Annotated in this window: 17 protein-coding genes; 4 read left to right on the top strand and 13 right to left on the bottom strand. The window is 62.0% G+C overall.

Features of this window, described 5'->3' with window-relative positions; translation table 11 throughout:
* Positions 1 to 198: 198 nt before the first annotated feature.
* Together J2X24_RS13640 and J2X24_RS13635 are read right to left on the bottom strand one after the other, a co-directional pair.
* Entirely contained in the window at positions 199 to 1527 is a 1329-nt protein-coding gene (locus J2X24_RS13640) for an ammonium transporter (protein WP_209722549.1), read from the bottom strand.
* A 233-nt stretch (positions 1528 to 1760) separates the two neighbouring features.
* On the bottom strand, positions 1761 to 2921 hold the full coding sequence (locus tag J2X24_RS13635) for a DegT/DnrJ/EryC1/StrS family aminotransferase (RefSeq protein WP_209722546.1): 1161 nt from the start codon (positions 2919 to 2921) through the stop codon (positions 1761 to 1763).
* A gap of 283 nt (positions 2922 to 3204) precedes the next feature.
* Between J2X24_RS13635 and J2X24_RS13630 the strand changes: the two genes are divergently transcribed.
* Positions 3205 to 4659, top strand: a complete 1455-nt coding sequence (locus J2X24_RS13630; protein ID WP_245344686.1) for an aldehyde dehydrogenase family protein — start codon at positions 3205 to 3207, stop codon at positions 4657 to 4659.
* 59 nt (positions 4660 to 4718) lie between these two features.
* Here the strand turns inward: J2X24_RS13630 and J2X24_RS13625 are convergent, their stop codons facing one another.
* Positions 4719 to 5081: a hypothetical protein gene (locus J2X24_RS13625; RefSeq protein ID WP_209722543.1), complete on the bottom strand. Its 363-nt coding sequence runs from the start codon at positions 5079 to 5081 to the stop codon at positions 4719 to 4721.
* A gap of 339 nt (positions 5082 to 5420) precedes the next feature.
* On the opposite strand from J2X24_RS13625, the gene J2X24_RS13620 reads away from it, so the two are divergent.
* Positions 5421 to 5822, top strand: a complete 402-nt coding sequence (locus tag J2X24_RS13620; protein WP_209722540.1) for a hypothetical protein — start codon at positions 5421 to 5423, stop codon at positions 5820 to 5822.
* On the opposite strand, the gene J2X24_RS13615 is transcribed toward J2X24_RS13620, so the two are convergent.
* The 4 genes from J2X24_RS13615 to J2X24_RS13600 form a co-directional block, all read right to left on the bottom strand.
* Positions 5823 to 7994: a bifunctional diguanylate cyclase/phosphodiesterase gene (locus tag J2X24_RS13615; protein ID WP_209722537.1), complete on the bottom strand. Its 2172-nt coding sequence runs from the start codon at positions 7992 to 7994 to the stop codon at positions 5823 to 5825.
* 79 nt (positions 7995 to 8073) lie between these two features.
* Entirely contained in the window at positions 8074 to 8595 is a 522-nt protein-coding gene (gene msrB, locus J2X24_RS13610; protein ID WP_209722534.1) for a peptide-methionine (R)-S-oxide reductase MsrB, read from the bottom strand.
* Between the two features lie 111 nt (positions 8596 to 8706).
* The gene (locus J2X24_RS13605; protein ID WP_209722531.1) at positions 8707 to 9327 is read right to left on the bottom strand and encodes a hypothetical protein; all 621 of its coding nucleotides are present in this window, start codon (positions 9325 to 9327) and stop codon (positions 8707 to 8709) included.
* A gap of 90 nt (positions 9328 to 9417) precedes the next feature.
* Entirely contained in the window at positions 9418 to 10047 is a 630-nt protein-coding gene (locus tag J2X24_RS13600) for a trimeric intracellular cation channel family protein (RefSeq protein WP_404977828.1), read from the bottom strand.
* A gap of 46 nt (positions 10048 to 10093) precedes the next feature.
* Between J2X24_RS13600 and J2X24_RS13595 the strand changes: the two genes are divergently transcribed.
* Positions 10094 to 10939 carry a pirin family protein gene (locus J2X24_RS13595; protein WP_209722528.1) on the top strand — a complete coding sequence of 282 codons (846 nt, stop codon included), beginning with the start codon at positions 10094 to 10096 and terminating at the stop codon, positions 10937 to 10939.
* A gap of 37 nt (positions 10940 to 10976) precedes the next feature.
* Here the strand turns inward: J2X24_RS13595 and pseI are convergent, their stop codons facing one another.
* From pseI to J2X24_RS13570, 5 genes are all read right to left on the bottom strand, one after another.
* Complete coding sequence (gene pseI, locus J2X24_RS13590) at positions 10977 to 12026, bottom strand: pseudaminic acid synthase (protein WP_209722525.1); 1050 nt, start codon at positions 12024 to 12026, stop codon at positions 10977 to 10979.
* Entirely contained in the window at positions 12016 to 13221 is a 1206-nt protein-coding gene (gene pseC / locus J2X24_RS13585; protein WP_209722753.1) for a UDP-4-amino-4,6-dideoxy-N-acetyl-beta-L-altrosamine transaminase, read from the bottom strand. The genes pseI and pseC overlap by 11 nt, the downstream gene beginning before the upstream one ends.
* Positions 13211 to 14263 carry a UDP-N-acetylglucosamine 4,6-dehydratase (inverting) gene (gene pseB / locus J2X24_RS13580; RefSeq protein ID WP_209722521.1) on the bottom strand — a complete coding sequence of 351 codons (1053 nt, stop codon included), beginning with the start codon at positions 14261 to 14263 and terminating at the stop codon, positions 13211 to 13213. Before pseB ends, pseC begins: the two co-directional genes overlap by 11 nt.
* A 139-nt stretch (positions 14264 to 14402) precedes the next feature.
* Positions 14403 to 15065 (bottom strand): YiaD family glycine zipper/OmpA-like lipoprotein, encoded by a 663-nt coding sequence (locus J2X24_RS13575; protein WP_209722505.1) that lies wholly within the window; start codon positions 15063 to 15065, stop codon positions 14403 to 14405.
* A gap of 183 nt (positions 15066 to 15248) precedes the next feature.
* A complete protein-coding gene (locus tag J2X24_RS13570; RefSeq protein WP_209722502.1) occupies positions 15249 to 16991 on the bottom strand; it encodes a S1C family serine protease in 1743 nt (580 codons plus the stop codon).
* A gap of 384 nt (positions 16992 to 17375) precedes the next feature.
* Between J2X24_RS13570 and J2X24_RS13565 the strand changes: the two genes are divergently transcribed.
* Positions 17376 to 18314 (top strand): isopenicillin N synthase family dioxygenase, encoded by a 939-nt coding sequence (locus J2X24_RS13565; RefSeq protein WP_209722499.1) that lies wholly within the window; start codon positions 17376 to 17378, stop codon positions 18312 to 18314.
* Here J2X24_RS13565 and J2X24_RS13560 read toward each other — a convergent pair.
* Positions 18301 to 19074, bottom strand: a complete 774-nt coding sequence (locus J2X24_RS13560; protein WP_209722496.1) for a LytTR family DNA-binding domain-containing protein — start codon at positions 19072 to 19074, stop codon at positions 18301 to 18303. The genes J2X24_RS13565 and J2X24_RS13560 overlap by 14 nt on opposite strands.
* Between the last annotated feature and the right edge of the window lie 32 nt (positions 19075 to 19106).

Here is a 19106-nt window from a genome sequence, read left to right as displayed (position 1 = left end):
GATATCAAAAGATACCAATTTCATTGTCTGGCGGGTAAGCCTTCTACCACGGAATGACCTTGAGGAGTCAGACTTTGATGGCAAAGACCCTGCCAAATGTGAGGTCAAGTTCCGGGAGCATGACATGCAAACCCCCTCGGCGGACTTTCGTCGCATCGAGGGGGAGCCATTTTTCCGGCCTTTGAACCCTGCTTTTCCTTAGTGCAGGGTCTCCCCGTGTTGCGACATGTCGAGGCCTTCGATTTCCTCTTCCTCTGTCACGCGCAGGCCTGTTGTGTACTTGCAGACCATCAGGATGAGGAAGGTGAGAACCGCGCTCCAGCCGACCACCACCACCAGTCCGATGAACTGTTTTACGATGGTGGCATTGGCGGCGGCTTCGCCTGTATTGATCGTTGTATCGACAAACACGGCTGTCAGCAGGGCGCCCGTAAAGCCGCCCACGCCGTGGACGCCGAAAGCATCCAGGCTGTCGTCGTACTTGAACATGTTCTTGATGTAGGTCGAGGCGACATAGCAGATCGGGCCTGTGATCAGGCCGATCAGCATGGCGCCGCCCGGGCCGACGAAGCCCGCGGCCGGCGTAATCGCGACCAGACCGGCGACCAGACCCGACAGCATGCCCAGCAGGGTCGGCTGCTTGCGCTCGATCCACTCCGGCACGATCCAGCCGATGATGCCGGTCATGGCGGCGACGATGGTGTTCAGCATGGCGACCGCGGCCAGGCCGTCCGCCGCCCATTCCGAGCCGGCATTGAAGCCGATCCAGCCGACCAGCAGCATCGAGGCGCCAATCATCGTATAGCCCAGGTTATGCGGGGCCATGTTGTCGCGGCCGAAGCCACGGCGCGGCTTGAGAACCAGGGCGCAGACCAGGCCCGCGACACCCGAATTGACGTGGACGACGGCGCCGCCGGCAAAGTCGAGGACCCCCATGGCGCCGAGGAAGCCGCCGCCCCACACCCAGTGACAGACCGGCGCATAGACCAGCAGCGACCACAGCGCGGTGAACAAGACAAAGGCCGAGAACTTCATGCGTTCGGCGATCGCACCGGCGATCAGCGCCGGCGTGATGATCGCGAACGTCATCTGGTACGCGATCCACAGGAATTCCGGCAGGTGCGGCGCGGCCGAATAGGCGGTCGAGGTCGTCACGCCCTTGAGCAGGACGGCATCGAAGCTGCCGATAAATTGATTGGCCGCGCCCGGCGCAACGCCGAAGGCCAGCGAATAGCCGACCAGGATCCACAGGATGGTGGCGACGGCGGTCACGGCGACCGATTGCGCCAGGGTCGATAGCAGGTTCTTCTTGCGGACCATGCCGCCGTAGAACAGGGCCAGGCCCGGCAGGGTCATGAACAGGACCAGGCAGGTGGCGACGATCATCCAGCCGGCATCGCCGTTGTTCAGCTCCAGGACTTTCTGATGCGCCAGCAATTGCGGCATAGCCGTAGCCGTCGCGGCCGGAGTCACCGCCACTGCACTGCCTTGCGCGCTTGCCGAAGCTATTGCCGAAGCTACTGTCATCTGTCGCCGATATCCCTAGCCCACAGCCACAGCACAATGCGCACCGAGTCTTCGGTCAGTGTGCAGGTGCGAAATGTGACGTTATTTTTTCAGTCCATAGCAAGACTCTCAGCGGAGTCAAAGTGAAATTTTTCCTGCGCTCCGACATTTTTTGAGAAATTTTCTCAATTGGTGGCAAAAATGGTTATCGCTCAGGTAAAAATTTGCGCCAAAACCACCCTGTTAGGGCACAATTACCCGCCGAATGCGGTTACAGCCGCAATAATCTGGTCCTGGGTCGCCTCGTCGAGATAGGGGCTGAACGGCAGGCTGATGACGGTTTTCGCCTTGGCTTCCGACACACCAAGGTCGCGCGGACCGCCCTGGAACATGGCGTAGCCCGGTTGCTGGTGCAGCGGGATCGGATAATAGACCGCCGTCGGCACGCCGGCATTGCGAAGATGAACCTGGAGCGCGTCACGGTTTTCGTGCTCGATCGTGTACTGCGCCCAGGTCGAGACAAAGCGGTCTTTCACGAATGGCACGCTCGCCACCTTTCCGGCCAGCAAGGCGTTATAGCGCGCGGCAACCTTCTGACGCATATCGATTTCTTCACCGAAGATGCGCAGCTTTTCGATCAGCACCGCCGCCTGGATGGTGTCGAGGCGCGAATTCATACCGACGCGGACATTGAGGTACTTGGCCTCATGATCGAATTTGTGCTCGGCCATGTCGGTCGCCGTGGCGCCGCCGTGGACGCGGAACGACACCATGCGCTCCATCAGGGCGTCGTCATTGGTCACCACCGCGCCGCCGTCGCCATAGCAGCCGAGTGGCTTGGCCGGATAGAAGCTGGTCGCGGTTGCAACGCACCATTCCAGCGACTGCCGGCCATTGATCGTGCCGCCAAACCCTTGCGCCGCGTCCGAGATCAGCGGCAGGCCATGCTTCTTCGCGATGGCCGACAGCGCCGGATAGTCGGCGGGCTGGCCAAACAGGTCGACGGCAATGATGGCGGCGGGCTTCAGCCGGCCTTCCTTGCTGACGGCCTCGATGGCCGCGTCGAGCTTGGCGACATCGATATTGTAGGTGTCGGGTTCGATATCGACAAAGACCGGCTCTGCGCCGGTCATCGGCACGACTTCGGCCGTGGCCACGAAGGTAAAGGCCGGCACGAAGACCGCATCACCTGGGCCTACGCCCAGCCCCAGCAGGATCAGCTCTATGGCGTCGGTGCCATTGGCGCACGACAGGCAGTGCTTCGATTTGGCGAAGACGTTCATGTCGGCTTCGAAGGCGCGGACTTCCGGGCCCATGATATAGGCGCCGTGGTTGATGACCTTGAGCACTGAGGCTTCGATCGCCGCGCCGATACGTTGACGCTGAATGCCGAGGTCGATAAACGGAATAGCCATGAGAAGCGCCTTTGATCGGTAACTATTTGATTTCGGGCTTTAAACAGCCCCCGCTCAGAATGCACCTCAAAAGGCGTTACCCAAGGTTTCACAGCGCACCGTGTTATGCGCACCTTCAAAAGTGTATAGCGGTTTTCGGAAAGAGATACGCGACAGGACAATAAGGGGTTACAAACGGCATTTGTCTGACTATATAGGCGCCGTCACGCCCGCCTATATGACCCTTGTGAGCGCTAACATAGTGTCCTATAGAGCCCAAAACATCACATCGTGAGGAGCCACCATGCCGGATACCCAAGGCCAAATTTCCACTAAAGGCAACCTGATCAACGGTGAGTGGGTCACCACCGACAAGACCTTCAACGATATCAATCCGTCGGACACCAACGACATCATCGGCGTTTACTCGACCGCCGGCGAAGCCGAAGTCAAGGCCGCCATCGCCGCCGCCAAGGCCGCTTTTGAAACCTGGCAGTTCTCGACGCCGCAGCAGCGCTTCGACGTGCTCGATAATGCCGGCACCGAGATTCTTGCCCGCAAGGCCGAACTCGGCGCGCTTCTGTCGCGCGAAGAAGGCAAGACCCTGCCGGAAGGCATCGGCGAAGTCACCCGCGCCGGTCACATCTTCAAATATTTCGCCGGCGAAGCGCTGCGCGCCCATGGCGAAGTCCTTGACTCGGTCCGTCCGGGCGTCAAGGTCGAGATCACCCGTGAGCCCGTCGGCGTCATCGGTCTGATCTGCCCGTGGAACTTCCCGATCGCCATCCCGGCCTGGAAGATGGCGCCTGCCATTGCCTTTGGCAACACGGTCGTCTGCAAGCCCGCCGAACTGACCCCGGCCTGCGCCTGGGAACTGGCCGACATCCTGAACCGCGCCGGCCTACCCAAGGGCGTGCTGAACGTTGTGTTTGCCCGCGGCTCTGTCGCCGGCCCGCTGATGATCGACGGCTGTGACGCCATCTCTTTCACCGGCTCGGTGCCGACCGGCACGCGCGTCCGCGACCAGGCCGTCGCCAAGGGCAAGCGCGTCCAGTGCGAAATGGGCGGCAAGAACCCGGTCGTCGTCCTCGACGATGCCGATCTCGACAATGCCGTCAACTCGGTGCTGAACTCGTCCTTCTTCTCGTCGGGCCACCGCTGCACGGCCTCGTCGCGCATCATCGTCACCGAAGGCATCGCCGACAAGTTCGTCGAAGCGCTCGCCGCCGCCACCAAGGCGATCAAGGTGGGCGACAGCCGCGCCGACGGCGTCCAGATGGGCCCGATCGCTTCGCAGGAGCAACTCGACATCGCCCGTGACGCGGTCGCCAAGGCCAAGTCCGAAGGCGGCGTCGTCGTCGCCGGTGGCGAAGACCTGACGTTCGGCACGCCTGGCTACTATTATGCTCCGACCCTGATCGACAAGACCTCGCCCGACATGGCGATCAACAAGGAAGAGGTCTTCGGCCCGGTCGCTTCGGTCATCCGCGTCAAGGACCTGGAAGAGGCCATCAAGGTCGCCAACGACACCGAAATGGGCCTGTCGGCCGGCATCTGCACCAAGTCGCTGAAGGCCGCCGAGACCTTCAAGCGTCGCATCCAGTCGGGCATGGTCATGGTCAACCTGCCGACCGCCGGCGTCGACTACCACGTGCCGTTCGGCGGCCGCAAAGCCTCATCCTTCGGCCCGCGCGAACAAGGCGCCTACGCCAAGGAATTCTACACGATCGTCAAGACGGCTTATCAGTTCCCGCTCTAAGCGCGGGAACTCAAGATCCAGATAAACTGGCGGCGCCCCATAAGGAGCGCCGCCTTTTTTTACCAGTTGTCGGCGCGGGCGTACTGACGTGGCGTTTCCGGCGCTGAGCGGACGACGCGCACATTGCTAACAGTGTCATCCTTGCCGTTGGCTTCGCCTTCAACCACCCAGGTCTTCTGACCATCGCGTTCGACGTGATAACGGAACTTGGCGCGGAACTTGGTGCTGCCGCCTTCGCAGCGGTCCAGATCGATCGCGCGCGCCCCCTGACGTTCCTCAGCCGGGATATTCTTCTCGACCTTCTGCGCGATGGCGCGGCCGACCATTTCCTCCTGGCGGCCGTCGCATTCGGCCCACGCCGGACTGGACGCCAGGGTGAGGCCCGCAAGGGTCAATGAGGCAAGGACAACAGATTTCATCATAGGGTTTCACTCCGGTTTTTTTGGTCTTGGGCGTAACGCCTGTTCCGGGCACAGCCTGAATACTGCCCTCTCAGGCTGCGCCTTTTTTTGTGATTTTCAAGTGAATTTTGTCAGCTAACGGAGTATTTTCACTGAAATTTGAGTCCGTAATTTTAATCCTTATACGGATTATAATTTTTATGAGATTATTGAATACCTTATATTTATATGTAGACCATCACACAAAAATAAGGACATCCAGCTGCGTCTCATTCGCAGCGGAAACCGCAAAATTCAGGTTTACAAAGCCAAGAGCCGCCGTGCGGGTTATAGTGGAGCCGCCTCAACCAGGAGTTTTCCATGCCGCCGATGTCCGCCTTCTGGCCCATATGGCCGAATCTCGCACCCGAAAAACTGGAGCAGCCGATCCTGCCGATCACCTTCTCCACGACAATCAACGAAGCCAATTCCTCGGCGCCCGACACCGAGCGACGCATACTGGCCCAGGACTCTTACGGCCGGCAGATCGGTCGGGTGATGGACGTAGTCGCGCTGCTGATCGAGCGCGAGGTTGAGACAGACCCCGCCCTGTCGAAAGACAGGTGCGTCACCGACCTCATGGAACTGAAGGCGCGCATCGATCGGGAAAAGACAGAGGCGCGCCAGACGCGGCAGGACCGGCTGGTCGAGGACCTGCTCGACCTGAGGCGCAGGGATGCCGCCCAGTTCAGGGCGGTCCTGGCGGCTGTCAACCTGCCGTGATTAAGCCACCGCACGGGCGGCAAGCAGGTTGTGAAGATCAGCAAGGCTCTTGGGGCGGCTGAAATAATAGCCCTGCAGGAAGTGACAGCCCGCGAGTTTCAGCAGGCGCACGTGATCTTCGGTCTCGACGCCTTCGGCCGTCACGGCCAGGCCAAGCGCGTTGGCGATATTGACCGTGCCGGCGACGAGCGCGGCGGCCTGCGGATCGCGATCGACCTTGCCGGCCAGCGACTTGTCGATCTTGATCTTGTCGAAGTTATAACGGCGCAGGTAACCGATGCTGGAATAGCCCGTGCCGAAATCGTCAAGCGCGATCGAAACGCCCAGCGCCTTCAGCGTGCCGACGGCGGCGATCGCCCGGTCCGGGTTTTCGATCAGGTAGCCTTCGGTCACCTCCAGCTCCAGACGCTCGGCCGGGAAGCCGGTCTCGGCCAGGATGCCTGCGACCTTGCTTTCAAATTCGGCATCACGGAATTGCGCCGGCGAGATATTGACGCTCAGGCGAAGCCCCGGCATGTGCAGGACGTCCTGGCACGCCTTGCGCAGCACGAACTGACCCAGCGGATGGATCAGGCCGCTGGACTCAGCCAGGGAAATGAACTGGTCAGGGAAAAGCTCGCCTTCGGGGCGGCGCGGCCAGCGGACCAGGGCTTCGACGGCGATCACGCCTTGCGTGCGCGCATCGACGATCGGCTGATAGACGACATCGAACTCGTCGCGTGTCAGACCATTGCGCATGCCGGTCTCGAGGGCTTGCTTGCGCATCCGGGCGGCATCAAGCTCGCCGTCGTACCAGGTGATGCGCGCCTTGCCGGTGCTCTTTGAATGGTACATCGCCATGTCGGCGCGGCGGAACAGCTCCTGGCTGCGGCAGGTCTTCAGGTCACCGGCGGCGATACCGATGCTGGCGCCAATCTGGACCGTGCGTTCCCCGATCTTGATCGGCTTGGTCAGGAAGGCCAGGGCCTGTTCGGCGAAAATCTGACAGTCTTGGTCAGCGTGCTTGCCGCCCAGCAGCATGGCGAACTCGTCGCCACCCATGCGGGCCAGGACGCCGTCCTTGGGCAGGAATTCCTTCAGCGCCGCCGCGACGATCATGATCAGCTTGTCGCCCGTCGAATGGCCGTAGACGTCATTGACATCCTTGAATCCGTCGAGGTCGATGAAGACCACGCATTTATGCACCGGTCCGCGCATGGCGCCGAACTTCTGCAGGCGTTCAAACAGCGCCCGGCGGTTGGGCAGGCCGCTGAGATTATCGGTCAGGGCGAAGGTCCGCGCCACCTGTTCGTTCTTGGCCAGCCTGAAGAGGCTGTAACCGGCGATGCCGAAGACCAGCAGGACGACGCCACCGATCAGCCAAGCGATCATCTGGATATGCGAGCTGGCCGCGCGAACGGCTTCCACGCCCGGCTGGCGCAGGATCCAGGTCAGGCGGCCGACCTCCTGGTTGCTGGCGTCGACAAGCCGGAGGTAAGGCTCGGCCGAATTCGTCGTCGGCGTCAGCTTGATGCCGTCGATGCGAAAGGTTTCGGACAGGTCCGTCAGCATGGCCGCCGACATGTGGCGCGTCATGACCAGATAGCGTTTGGTGGCGCCGTGACCGGTCAGGACGCCCTTGGTCGGGCGGACCAGGCTGATGCCGACAATAGCGACGCCGTCCTTCATGTAGGTCAGGCCTGAGACCGGATGGGCGCCGGAGCGAAGGGCTTCGCCATGCAGCCCGATCAGGGACGCAAATCCATTGCCGAACATAGCGAGGTCGGCGTCGGGCTGCCGTTGGCCGTTGCGGTAACCTTCAAGAACGCGGAAGTTCTCGTCGAGAACGTAGACGCCATCATAGCCGTAATCGTCCTGGGCCACGGCGCCCCAGGTCGAATAGACCCACTTCCGGTCCAGTTTGGGCGCATAAAGGTGCGCGACGGCATCGTCCCAAAGGGTGTTGTCCTCGACCTGGGAGGTCATGCGTTCAATGGTCGTCTGGATCGCGCCCTGAACGGATTCGATCGAGCGGACAGCGTAGATTTCATTCGCCTTGTCAGTCACGACGGCCAGCGACGAGTACATCAGCGCGATGATCGCCACAATGAAACCGACGCACCCCAGCGCCACCAGACCAAACAAGGTGCGCGCCTTGGGCTCGATACGCCAACCCGAGAACAACTTCTGCATTCTGCCACCGATTCGATAGGACGCTTTTCGCGCGTCCTCAGATTCGACACATCATGGGGCAAAAACGTGAATTTCTCGCTTACGCGCCGGACGCCTGAATAACTTCACCTTCGGGCGCGCCACGTAGCAGACGGTCCGGCAATGGATGTCCTTCGGCAACAAAATCCATGGCAACCGAGTTCAGGCAATAGCGCAGGCCTGTAGGGCGCGGGCCGTCCTCGAAGACGTGGCCCAGGTGCGAATCGCAGCGGCCGCAGCGGATTTCGATGCGTATCATGCCGTGCGAGGTGTCGCGAATATTCCGGATATGGTCGGCGTCGATGCATTCGAAGAAGCTCGGCCAGCCGGAGCCGGAATGGAACTTGGCGCGCGACGAAAACAGCGGCAGGCCGCAGAGGTTACAGACATAGGTCCCCTCCTCTTCGTATTCATCGAATCTGCCGCAGAAGGGCGGTTCGGTGCCGTGATTGAGCAGGATGCGCCGCGCCTCCGGATCGAGCCGGGCGGCCAGCGCCGTGATCTCATCGGCGGTCGGCGGGGTCAGGTCGAATCCCAGTGAAGACCTGGCAGCGGAAGAAGGGGAATCTGCGGACGGGGTCATTGCGCGGTCCTTTCATGCGTAGCCGTCTATATACGGCTTCCTGACCGCTACGGTTACGCCGATCGCGGATTTTTTCGCAATAAGGTTCGTGACCCCGCCCAGCCTGGCGGATCAGTAGCGGCCGAACACGTCCCGCCCCTGGCCGACATAGCGATCATCGTAGCGGTCGTCATAACGGTCATCATGTTCCGCATCGCGATAGTGACCGCTGCGGCAGGGGCAGTCGTCATGACGAGCATCATAGCGTTGATCGCTATAAGCATGCGACGACTGGTAATATTCATGCCTTTCGTTTTCGACCACGACGGCGCGCGAGACGACGCGCGGCGCCGTATAGCCGACCTCGCGGCGAACTTCGGTGGCACATGGCGGTGGCGGAGGAGGCGCATAGGCCGTCACGCACACCGACCGGCACGGTGCAGCGTAACGGTTGGCGTCTTCGTAATATTCGTCCGCGTAACGCGTTTCACGGTACGCTTCGTCCCGGTAGTCGGCATCGTCATGCGCGGTCTGGACGTCCAGTCCGCCACGGAATTCGCCGCCGGTATAGGCCTCGGGCGCGCGGTACGCGTCGCCGCCATAGACGCGCATCACGCCTTGGCCGTCGTGCGCGCGCTGCCATTGGGCGGGACGGTGGTTGCTGGAATAAGCCGCGCCGGCCGACGCGGCCAGCGGCAGAAAGGACAGTACGAACGCGGCAGAGATACCAAGAATGAGGGCGGGTCTGGTCATGTCGCAATCTCCTGATGGGCGCGCGTTAACCTATTACGCGGCCGCGAACGACTAAACCCTATTAACCATTTTCGCGAACTTATTATGCGCCTATTCCACCGGGCTCTTCGAGCCGGGAAAACCGGGCAGGGCCAGGTTGAAACGGATGGCCGCGGCGCGCAGGCCGAAGGCCGCGATGAACGCCGCGACTGCCGACGGCCAGAAAGTCAGGCCCAGGCCCTGCAGCCCCGCGAAGACGATGGCGCCCAACAGCGCCGCCGTCACATAGATTTCCCGGCGCAGCAAAAGGTTGGGCTCCCCGGCCAGGACATCGCGAATAATACCGCCAAACGTCGTCGTCAGCACACCCATGATGACCGCCGAAACGGCCGGCACGCCAAGGTTCAGCGCCTTGGCCGTACCCACCACCGCATAAGCGGCCAGGCCCAGGGCATCTAGCCACAACAGGGCGCGAAACCGCCAGCCGCGCCGCCCCATCAGCCAGACGATGAGGGCCGCGACCAGGCTGACGACGATGTAGCCCGGGCGGCTGACCCAGAAGACCGGCGCGCCGATCAAAAGGTCGCGCAGCGTCCCGCCGCCGACGCCGGTAATGGCGGCAAAGAAGCAGAAGGTGATGATGTCGTGCTTGCGATGCGCGGCCGCCAGCGCGCCCGTGGCGGCGAAAACGGCCACGGCGGCGTAGTCCAGCCAGTAAAAGGCGGTTGTAAGCGCGTCCATGCCGCGCCATATCACAGGCAATTGCCGCATTCAAAGGATAGCCGCCATGACTCCGAAGCCTGTTGTGCGTCTTCATGGCGCTTATCGAGATGACATCGGCGATCTTGTCACCCGCAGACCCATACCGTCGCGCGAGCTGAACAATATCGGCGCCTTCCTGTTTCTCAATCACCATGGGCCGCAGACCTATCCGCCCAATAATCGCGGCCTGCCCTTCGGTCCGCATCCGCACCGCGGCTTCGAGACTGTGACCTTTATTCTCGAAGGCGAACTGGCACACCGCGACTCGGCCGGCCATGAGAGCATTATCGAAGCCGGCGGCGTGCAGTGGATGACGGCCGGCAGCGGACTGGTCCACGAAGAGGTGTCGCCGGAGCGCTTCAAGCGCAGCGGCGGGCCGATGGAGATTCTTCAGCTGTGGGTCAACCTGCCGGCGCGGCTGAAGCTGACGGCGCCCGCCTATACGGGCGTGCAACAGGAAACCATTCCGGCGATTGAGACGGATGAAGGCCGCGCCAAGGTCAACCTGATCTCCGGGCAATGGCAGGGCCGGACGGGTCCGATTACATCCCTGACCGGCATCTTCATGACAACGCTTGAGCTCAAGGCCGAGGGCCGCGTTGTGTTCGAGGGTCTGACCGGTCGCGACATCTTCTTTTATGTGGCGCGTGGTGACGTGGCGGTGAATGGCGTCGACGCCGCCAGATGGCAACTGGTCGAATTTGGCGAAGGCGACCTGATTGATATCGAAGCGACGACGGATTCGGTCGTGCTGTTCGGTCACGCCGAACCCTTACGCGAACCGATCGTGGCGCACGGCCCCTTCGTCATGAACACGGTCGAGGAAATCCACCAGGCCTATGCTGATTTCCAGGCCGGGAAGTTTGGGTAGCTGTTCAACTCCTCTCCCCGTTACGGGGAGAGGGAACCTAACCAATCATCTCGTCATTAAGCGGCTCGCCGCGCGACAGGTCGCGGCTGGCCGGCTTGCCCAGCACGTCCCACAGCCGCACCGGCGCAAGGCCCAGGCCGGGGCGGATCGAGCGGACATTCTCCTTGGTCAGTTCCTCGCCCTTCTTCACGTCCTGTACGACGTAGAGCGAGCGGCGGAAGGTCTTGGAGCCGCGCTCCGAGCCCAGGGTGTCGTAATGGACGCGGCCCAGCGCCTTCCAGGCATCCTTGCAATCGCGGACCAGCGAAGTGAATTCGGCCGGCTCCAGCGAAAAGCCCGAATCCGGACCGCCATCGGCGCGCGCCAGGGTGAAATGCTTTTCGATGACAGACCCACCGAGCGCCACCGAGGCAACCGACGCGGCCGTGCCGAAAGTGTGATCGCTCAGGCCCGACACGCATTCGAACTTGCGGCCGAGATCCGGCACGGTCCGGACATTGGCGTCGGCGATATCGGCCGGATATTCGCTGACGCAATGCAGCAGGATGATTTCGCCCGTACCGTACTTGCGCGCCGTCGCGGCCGCCGCGGCAATTTCGGCGTCATTGGCCATGCCGGTCGACATGATCAAAGGCTTGCCCTTGGAAGCAGCATAGGCGACCAGCGGCAGGTCGATCAACTCGAACGAAGCGATCTTGAAGGCGGGAGCGTTCAGGCTGTCGAGGAGGTCAACCGCCGTGTCATCGAACGGCGATGAGAACAGGGTGACGCCCCGCGCCTTTGCCCGCTCGAACAGGGCCGGGTGCCAGTCCCACGGCGTGTGCGCCTCATTATAGAGATCGTAGAGCGAATAGCCGTCCCACAAGCCCCCCTTCAGCTGGAACTCCGGACGGTCGGATTTCAGGGTGATCGTGTCAGCCGTATAGGTCTGCAGCTTGATGGCGTCGCAGCCGGTATCGGCGGCGGCATCGATCATTTTCAGCGCACGGTCAAGGCTGCCGTTGTGATTCCCGGACAGCTCGCAGATGATATAGGGCTCGTGGTCGGCGCCGATCTTGCGGCCATCAATAGTGACTTCAAAGGCCATCCAAAACCTCCTCCAAAGCAGTAATCACCCGTTCGGGATCGCCGTCCTGCATATCGGCATATAACGGCAGGGACAGGGTCGTGCGGTAGTACTGGTCAGCCCCGGGCAAATCGCGGCCGGCCAATGCCCGCTCACGCCACCACGGCTGGCGGTGGACCGGAATATAATGCACCTGCGTGCCAACACCACGCGCCTTCAAACCGGCCATGACTGTGCTGCGGCTTATGCCCAAAGCTTCAAAATCGATGGTGACCGCGAACAGATGGAAGGCCGGACGCGTGTCAGCCTCGGGCGCGGTCCACGCAACCGGCAGATTGCGCTTTTCCAATGCCGCCTGATACCCGGCTACCAGCGCATCTCGCCGAGCCAAAAAATGGGGCAGGCGCTTGAGTTGGGCAATGCCCAGGGCACAGTTCAAATCCGGCAAACGATAGTTATAACCTAAGCCATGCATCTCATAAATCCAGGACCCGGCGTCGTTGTCACCGCCGAAACCAAGGCCTGCGAAGCGCAACGGATCGCGCTCGATGCCATGGCTGCGCAAAGCGCGTAAGCGCCGTGCCAGACCCGGATCGTTGGTGGTGACGGCCCCGCCCTCACCCGTCGTCAGCGTCTTGACTGGATGAAAGGAAAAGACCGCCATGTCCGATTTCGCGCAGGCGCCTGTTTTGCCGTCCGGCCCATCGGTGCCGATAGCGTGGCAGGCGTCTTCGAGCAGGAAGGCATCGTGCGCGACGCAAACCTCCGAAATATGGTCAAGCGCTACCGGTCTGCCCGAGTAGTGCACGGGTATGACCCCGGCAAAGCGGTTGGCAGGATGCCGCGTCTTCAGGGCATCAAGCGCTTCATCGAAGGTTGCGTCGGTCATCAGGCCGGTCGCCGGATCGACATCGGCGAACACGACCTGCGCGCCGCAAAAGGCAATACAGTTAGCCGAGGCCGTAAAGGTGATCGACGGCACGATGACCACGTCATTCGCCGTCAGGTCCTGGGTCAGGGCGGCGATGTGCAGGGCCGCCGTACCATTGGCCACGACGACCGCGTCCCCGGCGCCCACGGACGCAGCCAGGTCAGCTTCGAAGCGATCGACGCTGGGACCGGTCGTCAAATAATCGGAACGCAGGACCTCGACGACAGCCTCAATATCGGCTTCGCTGATCGACTGGCGGCCATAGGGAAGAAAGCTACTCAAGATAGACCTTCATCATCGCCTTGATGCCGTCGGCGTCGAGGCGCTCAGGGTTGTTGTCGCTGGCATAGAAGAAGCCCTCGGGCACCTTCTTGATGCCGCGCACCTTGGCGAAGGACTTGCGGGTATATTCGGCGAATTCCGGCTCGATGACGTAGCGGTCGTCGAGTTCGAAGGTCGAGCGCGAGTCGTCCGCCGAAATCATCATCTCGTGCAACTTCTCGCCGGGGCGAATGCCAACCACGGTCTGTTTGACTTTCGGCGCCATGGCGGTCGCCAGGTCGGTCACCAAAGTCGCCGGAATCTTCGGCACGAAGATCTCGCCGCCCTGGCTCAGCTCCAGGCACGACAGCACGAAGGCCACGCCCTGGTCGAGCGAGATCCAGAAACGCGTCATCCGGTCGTCGGTGATCGGCAGCTCCTTGGCGCCCTGGGCCAGAAGCCGCTTGAAGAAAGGCACCACCGAACCGCGCGAGCCGACGACGTTGCCGTAGCGCACGACGCAGAAACGCGTACCGATATCGCCCGACAGGTTGTTGGCGGCGACGAAGATCTTGTCGGAAGCCAGCTTGGTCGCGCCATAGAGGTTGATCGGCGAACACGCCTTGTCGGTCGACAGGGCGACCACGCGCTGGACGCGGTTGGACAGGCAGGCAGCGACAACGTTCTCGGCGCCCGAAATATTGGTCGCGATGCATTCCGACGGGTTATATTCGGCTGCTGGCACCTGTTTCAGGGCCGCTGCGTGGATGACGATATCCACAGACCGGAAGGCCAGCTCGAGACGGTTGCGGTCACGGACGTCACCGAGGAAGAAACGCAGGCGCGACAGCTTGTCGGCCGGGAACATCTCTTCCAGCTCACCGCGCATCTCGTACTGCTTCAGCTCGTCGCGCGACAGGATGATGATCTTCTTCGGATCGAAGTCGCGCAGCAGGGTCTGGACCATCTTACGTCCAAAACTGCCGGTGCCGCCGGTGATCAGGACGGTCTTGCCCTTTACCGGATCGATCTGGGGCGCGAAATCGCGAAGGGACGGCGTGGTCATAGGTTCCTAACCCGAAACTGTTTGACCCGCATGGTGAATGATCGCGGCTAAAATGACGTTAACAGTATGTCGCCGCGCATAACGCAAACAGCCCCGCACGTGGCGGGGCTGTCTGTTGTTTCAAGTCTGATTGATGGGCTTAGTCGACCATCGGACGCAGGGTGATTTCCACCCGGCGGTTCTTGGCGCGGCCTTCGGCGGTGTCATTGCTGGCGACGGGTACGCGCTCACCCATGCCGGCGATGTAGATGCGCTCGGACTTGACGCCGCGGTTGGACAGATAGCCGGCCGTCGAGTTGGCGCGGCGTTCCGACAGGTCGAGGTTAAACTCGTCACTACCCTGGCTGTCGGCATGACCAACGACGTCGATATAGGTCGACGGATACTGATTGAGGATCTGAGCGACCTCATCCAGCACCGGGAAGAACTTGGCGTCTATATCAGCCGAAGCCGACGAGAAGGTGACGTCCGACGGCATGTTGAGCACGATGGTGTCGCCGACGCGCTGGACCGACACGCCGCTGCCGCGCAACTGGTCGCGCAGTTCCTGCTGCTGGCGGTCCATGTAGTTGCCGACAGCGGCGCCGGCCAGGGCACCGATACCGGCGCCGATCATGGCGTTCTTGCGCGCCTGGTCGCCCTTCTTGTTGGAAACGGCGCCGATGGCAGCGCCGACACCGGCGCCGATCAGCGCGCCAGTCTTGGTGCGGCTTGACACGCGCATGCCGCTTTCTTCTTCGATGGTCGTACAACCGGCCAGGGCAAAGGCGGCCAGGGCGGAAACCATAATGAACTTACGCATAGGATTTGTCCTCTCACAAACAAATACTCACGCCGCTTTCGCGGCCATATTCCAAGTCGTGGCTGCGATGAACGCAAAGGCCGGATAAAAAGTCAGTGCTTTTCACCTTGGGCGGTATGCCACGACAGCGACAGTAAACGCGTTAAACTGAACCCAGAATGAAGGAGACTATTTGGCCGCCGTTCACGACTTGGCGTCGGCCTTCCTGCACCGCCACACCGTCTGGGTTTCGGGCGGCATGGTCAGGTAGGTCTGCGACAACAGGCGCACCTTGACCAGGTTCTGGTTGAGCGCGGTGGCCGCGCCGCTGCCGGGCCTGGCCGCACAACGCAGATCGCCCAGCGCATTGCGCTGCGTGACATATTCCTTATGCAGGTCGGGTTCGAGCCGGAACTCGCTGCGCTTGAACAGCTGACCGTCGGCCGACAACTCCAGCCGCGCCGCCATCTGGGTGCCTTCGTTGACCGCAAAGCGCACCAGCGTGCCGTCGGACTGGCGTTCATAGGCCGTCTTGCCGCTCACGCACGCGTTCTGAGCGTCGAAATCGAATTCGATCGGTCCAGCCGCGGCGATCGGATTGGGCGAAGCCGCGGAATCGACCGTGCAGGCCATATGGACGACGCCGGCCGGCGCTGTTGCGGCCGCGAGCGGCGCCGTCAGCCGGCGGGCGGTGTCGCGATCCTTGATCAGCAGGAAGGCGACGGCGGCGATGATGATCAGGCCCAGGGCGATCCAGCCCCACGGAATGGGATGCTTGACGCCCGGCACCTTGACCTTTTTGTCGAGCATGTTGTGCGCCGGCTTGGCCTTGGGCGCCGTCTCGTTGGAGAAGGCCGTAGGCGCTACGTCGCGTTCCTTCATGTGGATTTCGTGGCGATGGCGCATTTCGCGGCGAATAATCAGCCCGATCAGGATCAGGACCAGCACCGACAGCAGGACCAGGGTGCCCAGCTGCCAGCGTTCCAGGGCGGCGCGGTCGGCCTCGGCCTTGCGTTGCTCTTCGATGCGCGCGGCCTGGGCTTCGGCGGCGGCGGCCAAAGCATTGGTCAGCGCATCGTCCTTGACGATCTCATCCTCGCTCTTGGCGTAGCACGGCTTGGACGCCATGGTCGGCGTCACGGCGGCCGAGGCCAGGAAGGTCTGGAGTGCGGTCACGCGCGTGGCGACATACTGGCCCGTGGCGATGTCGAGGTCGCCGCCGGCCGACATGGTCGACGGCGCCGTCCAAGTGTTGACGCCCACCACCTGGCCGCACTCATTGAGCAGCGGCCCGCCGGAATTGCCGTGATTGATCGGCGCCGTGTGGAACAGGGTATCGATGCGGCTGCCGTCCGGATTGGTCGAGGCGAACAGCGCGATCGACCCTTGCGTCACATAGGCGTCGCTCGGTTCCAGCAGTTGGGTGCCCGAGCGGTTGAGCAGGTGGTCGGTCGCGTCAGGATAGCCCATCGACACGACGCGTTCATTCTTGTTGGGCTTGGCGAACAGCTTGAGCGGCGGGATCTTCAGGCCGTCCGCCTTCAGCAGGGCCAGGTCGCCCTCGGTCCAGGTCTTGACCAGCTCGACGCGCTGGTAGCCAGCGCCGGCATCCTTGTGCGGGACGATATAGACGTCGGCGCTGGATGCTTCAGCCGGCACTTCGACGACGTGGTAGTTGGTGATGACATAGCCCGGCGCGACGACGAAGCCCGAACCCATGCCGACCGAATCGAGCGGCGTGCCGCCATAGCCGCGATAGACGACCAGCACGCGCACCACCGATTGCTCGGCCGCGGAAAGCGCCTTGGTCGAATTGACCGGCTGCAGGTCGGGGTTGACGATCGGGGCAGCGGAGGCGGCCGGCTTGGCATCGTCAGCGGCGGCGCGATGGTTCAGGCCGACGCCGATGGTCACGCCCAGGCACAGGACAAGCGCAAGCGCGATCATGCGCGCGCTGACAATATTCCGACCTGCGCCTGACTTGGACGCCACCGACCCTATCCCACTCTGTCCCGGCTCAGTGCGTGATCACACTGTGTGCCCCATGCCCACGCTTTGAAGCCAAGCGTGTTTAGGATTGGTTAATAGCGGAGTTCTGTGACAAAATCACCCCTCAAGCGCTGCTTTTAAGTGACTGTGGCATAATAAAGCATCAGGTCGCCGCGGCTTGCGTTTGCCAGGTTGCGGCTTTAGATCGGAATGATTTTTGAAGTAGAAAATCATCCCGATCTAAGTTTTTGCTTTGCCGCGATATTTGGTCGAAAACCGCTGCACACTTTTCGACATATCGCTATAAGCGGAACCTCCGTTTTCTATGATCAAGGACCTGTCATGTCCGTCTCCGCCATCCCGCCCGTTCCGCTTGCCCTCTACGACGAGGATTTCGCTGGCTTTTCCGCCCAGCTGGGCGCGGCATTCGAGCGCTACGGCTTCGCGGTGCTGGGCGGGCATGGCCTCGACCCAAAGCTGCTCGACCGGGCGCTTGCCGCCACCAAGGCCTTCTTCGCCCTGCCGGAAGAGATAAAACGCGCCTATCACGTCAAGGGCAAGGGCGGCGCGCGCGGCTATACGCCGTTTGGCATAGAGACCGCCAAGGGCCACACGCACCATGACCTGAAGGAATTCTGGCACACGGGCCGCGAACTGCCGGAGGGTCATCCCTATCGTCAGTATATGCCGGACAATGTCTGGCCGGCCGAGGTCGCCGACTTCCATGACAGCGTTCTGGCGCTTTATGAAGGCCTCGACGCGCTGGGCCAAAAGGTCCTGCGCGCCATCGCGCTCTATCTCAAGCTCGATCCGGGTTTCTTCGAAGACAAGGTCGATCTCGGCAATTCGGTGCTGCGCCTGCTGCACTATCCGCCGGTGACGTCGGCGGGCGAATCCGTCCGCGCCGGCGCCCACGGCGATATCAATGTCATTACCCTGCTGCTCGGCGCCGAAGAGCCCGGCCTTCAGATCCTCGACCGCGACGGCCAGTGGCTGCCGATCACCCCGCCGGAAAACTGCATCGTCTGTAATATCGGCGACATGCTGTCGCGGCTGACCAATGGCGTCCTGCCGTCGACCCAGCACCGCGTCATCAATCCGGCCGAGGCGCGCAAGGATTTCGCGCGCTATTCGACGCCATTCTTCCTGCACTTCAATCCGCCCTACGTAATCGAGACCCTGCCGAACTGCATCGCGGAAGACCGCCCGAACCTGTTTCCGGAACCGATCACGGCCGAGGACTTTCTCCAGCAACGCCTGCGCGAGATCAAGCTGGCCTGACCGCCAACGCATCCAGCCACTCATCGAACGCCTTGCGGCGATGCCGGCTGAGCGGCAGGCTGAGACCCGTCACCAGTTCCACCTTGTCGGACCTGGCCTCCTTGATCGCCGTATCCGCCACCCAGTGCGAACGGTGAATCTGAAAGCCGTGCGGCAGCATGGCGACGGCTTCAGCCATGGTCATCAGAATCAGCGCCTCGCCCTTCGGCGTATGGACGCGCAGATAATGGTCTTCTGACGATAGCGCCAGGATCGGCTGGCTGCGCAGGCCGCGCGGCAGACGGGCGTGAAAGGCGGGGGCCTCTTCGGCGACTTCAGGTTTGGTTTCGACATGACCGCCTTCGCGAATACGCTGCCACGACAGCGCCAGGCTGATGACCCGGAAGATCAACGTCATCAGCAGGTTCTGCCAGATCAGACTGGCGGGCCCGACATTGGCCACCACATCGGGCGCGAAAAGGCTGAGACTGCCATAGACGACCGCGGCGCCCGGCAGCACCAGCGCCAGATCGACGCAAAGTCCCGCCCAGAGTGGCCAGTAGCCCTGGAAGAACCGCCGCGCGATGTCATAGGACACGATCAGCGAACAGCCGCCGATCAGCGTCACGCACAGCACGAAGTGGCCAATGCGCTCCAGCACCGTCATGCCGACATAGCTGCCGAACGGGCCGATCAGACCAATGATGATCCCCGCAACCGGCAGGCTGAGCAGGGACTGCCAGCGCAGCAGCGGCGCGGAACGCTCGGTTAAAAACGACATCGCACCCCCACACGAAAGCCATTGGCGAATAA

It is taken from the genome of Asticcacaulis solisilvae (assembly GCF_017875235.1).
GTDB classification, from domain to species: domain Bacteria; phylum Pseudomonadota; class Alphaproteobacteria; order Caulobacterales; family Caulobacteraceae; genus Asticcacaulis; species Asticcacaulis solisilvae_A.
The sequence above is the reverse complement of the archived record's forward strand: the minus strand, read 5'-3'. Positions and strand labels throughout refer to the sequence as shown.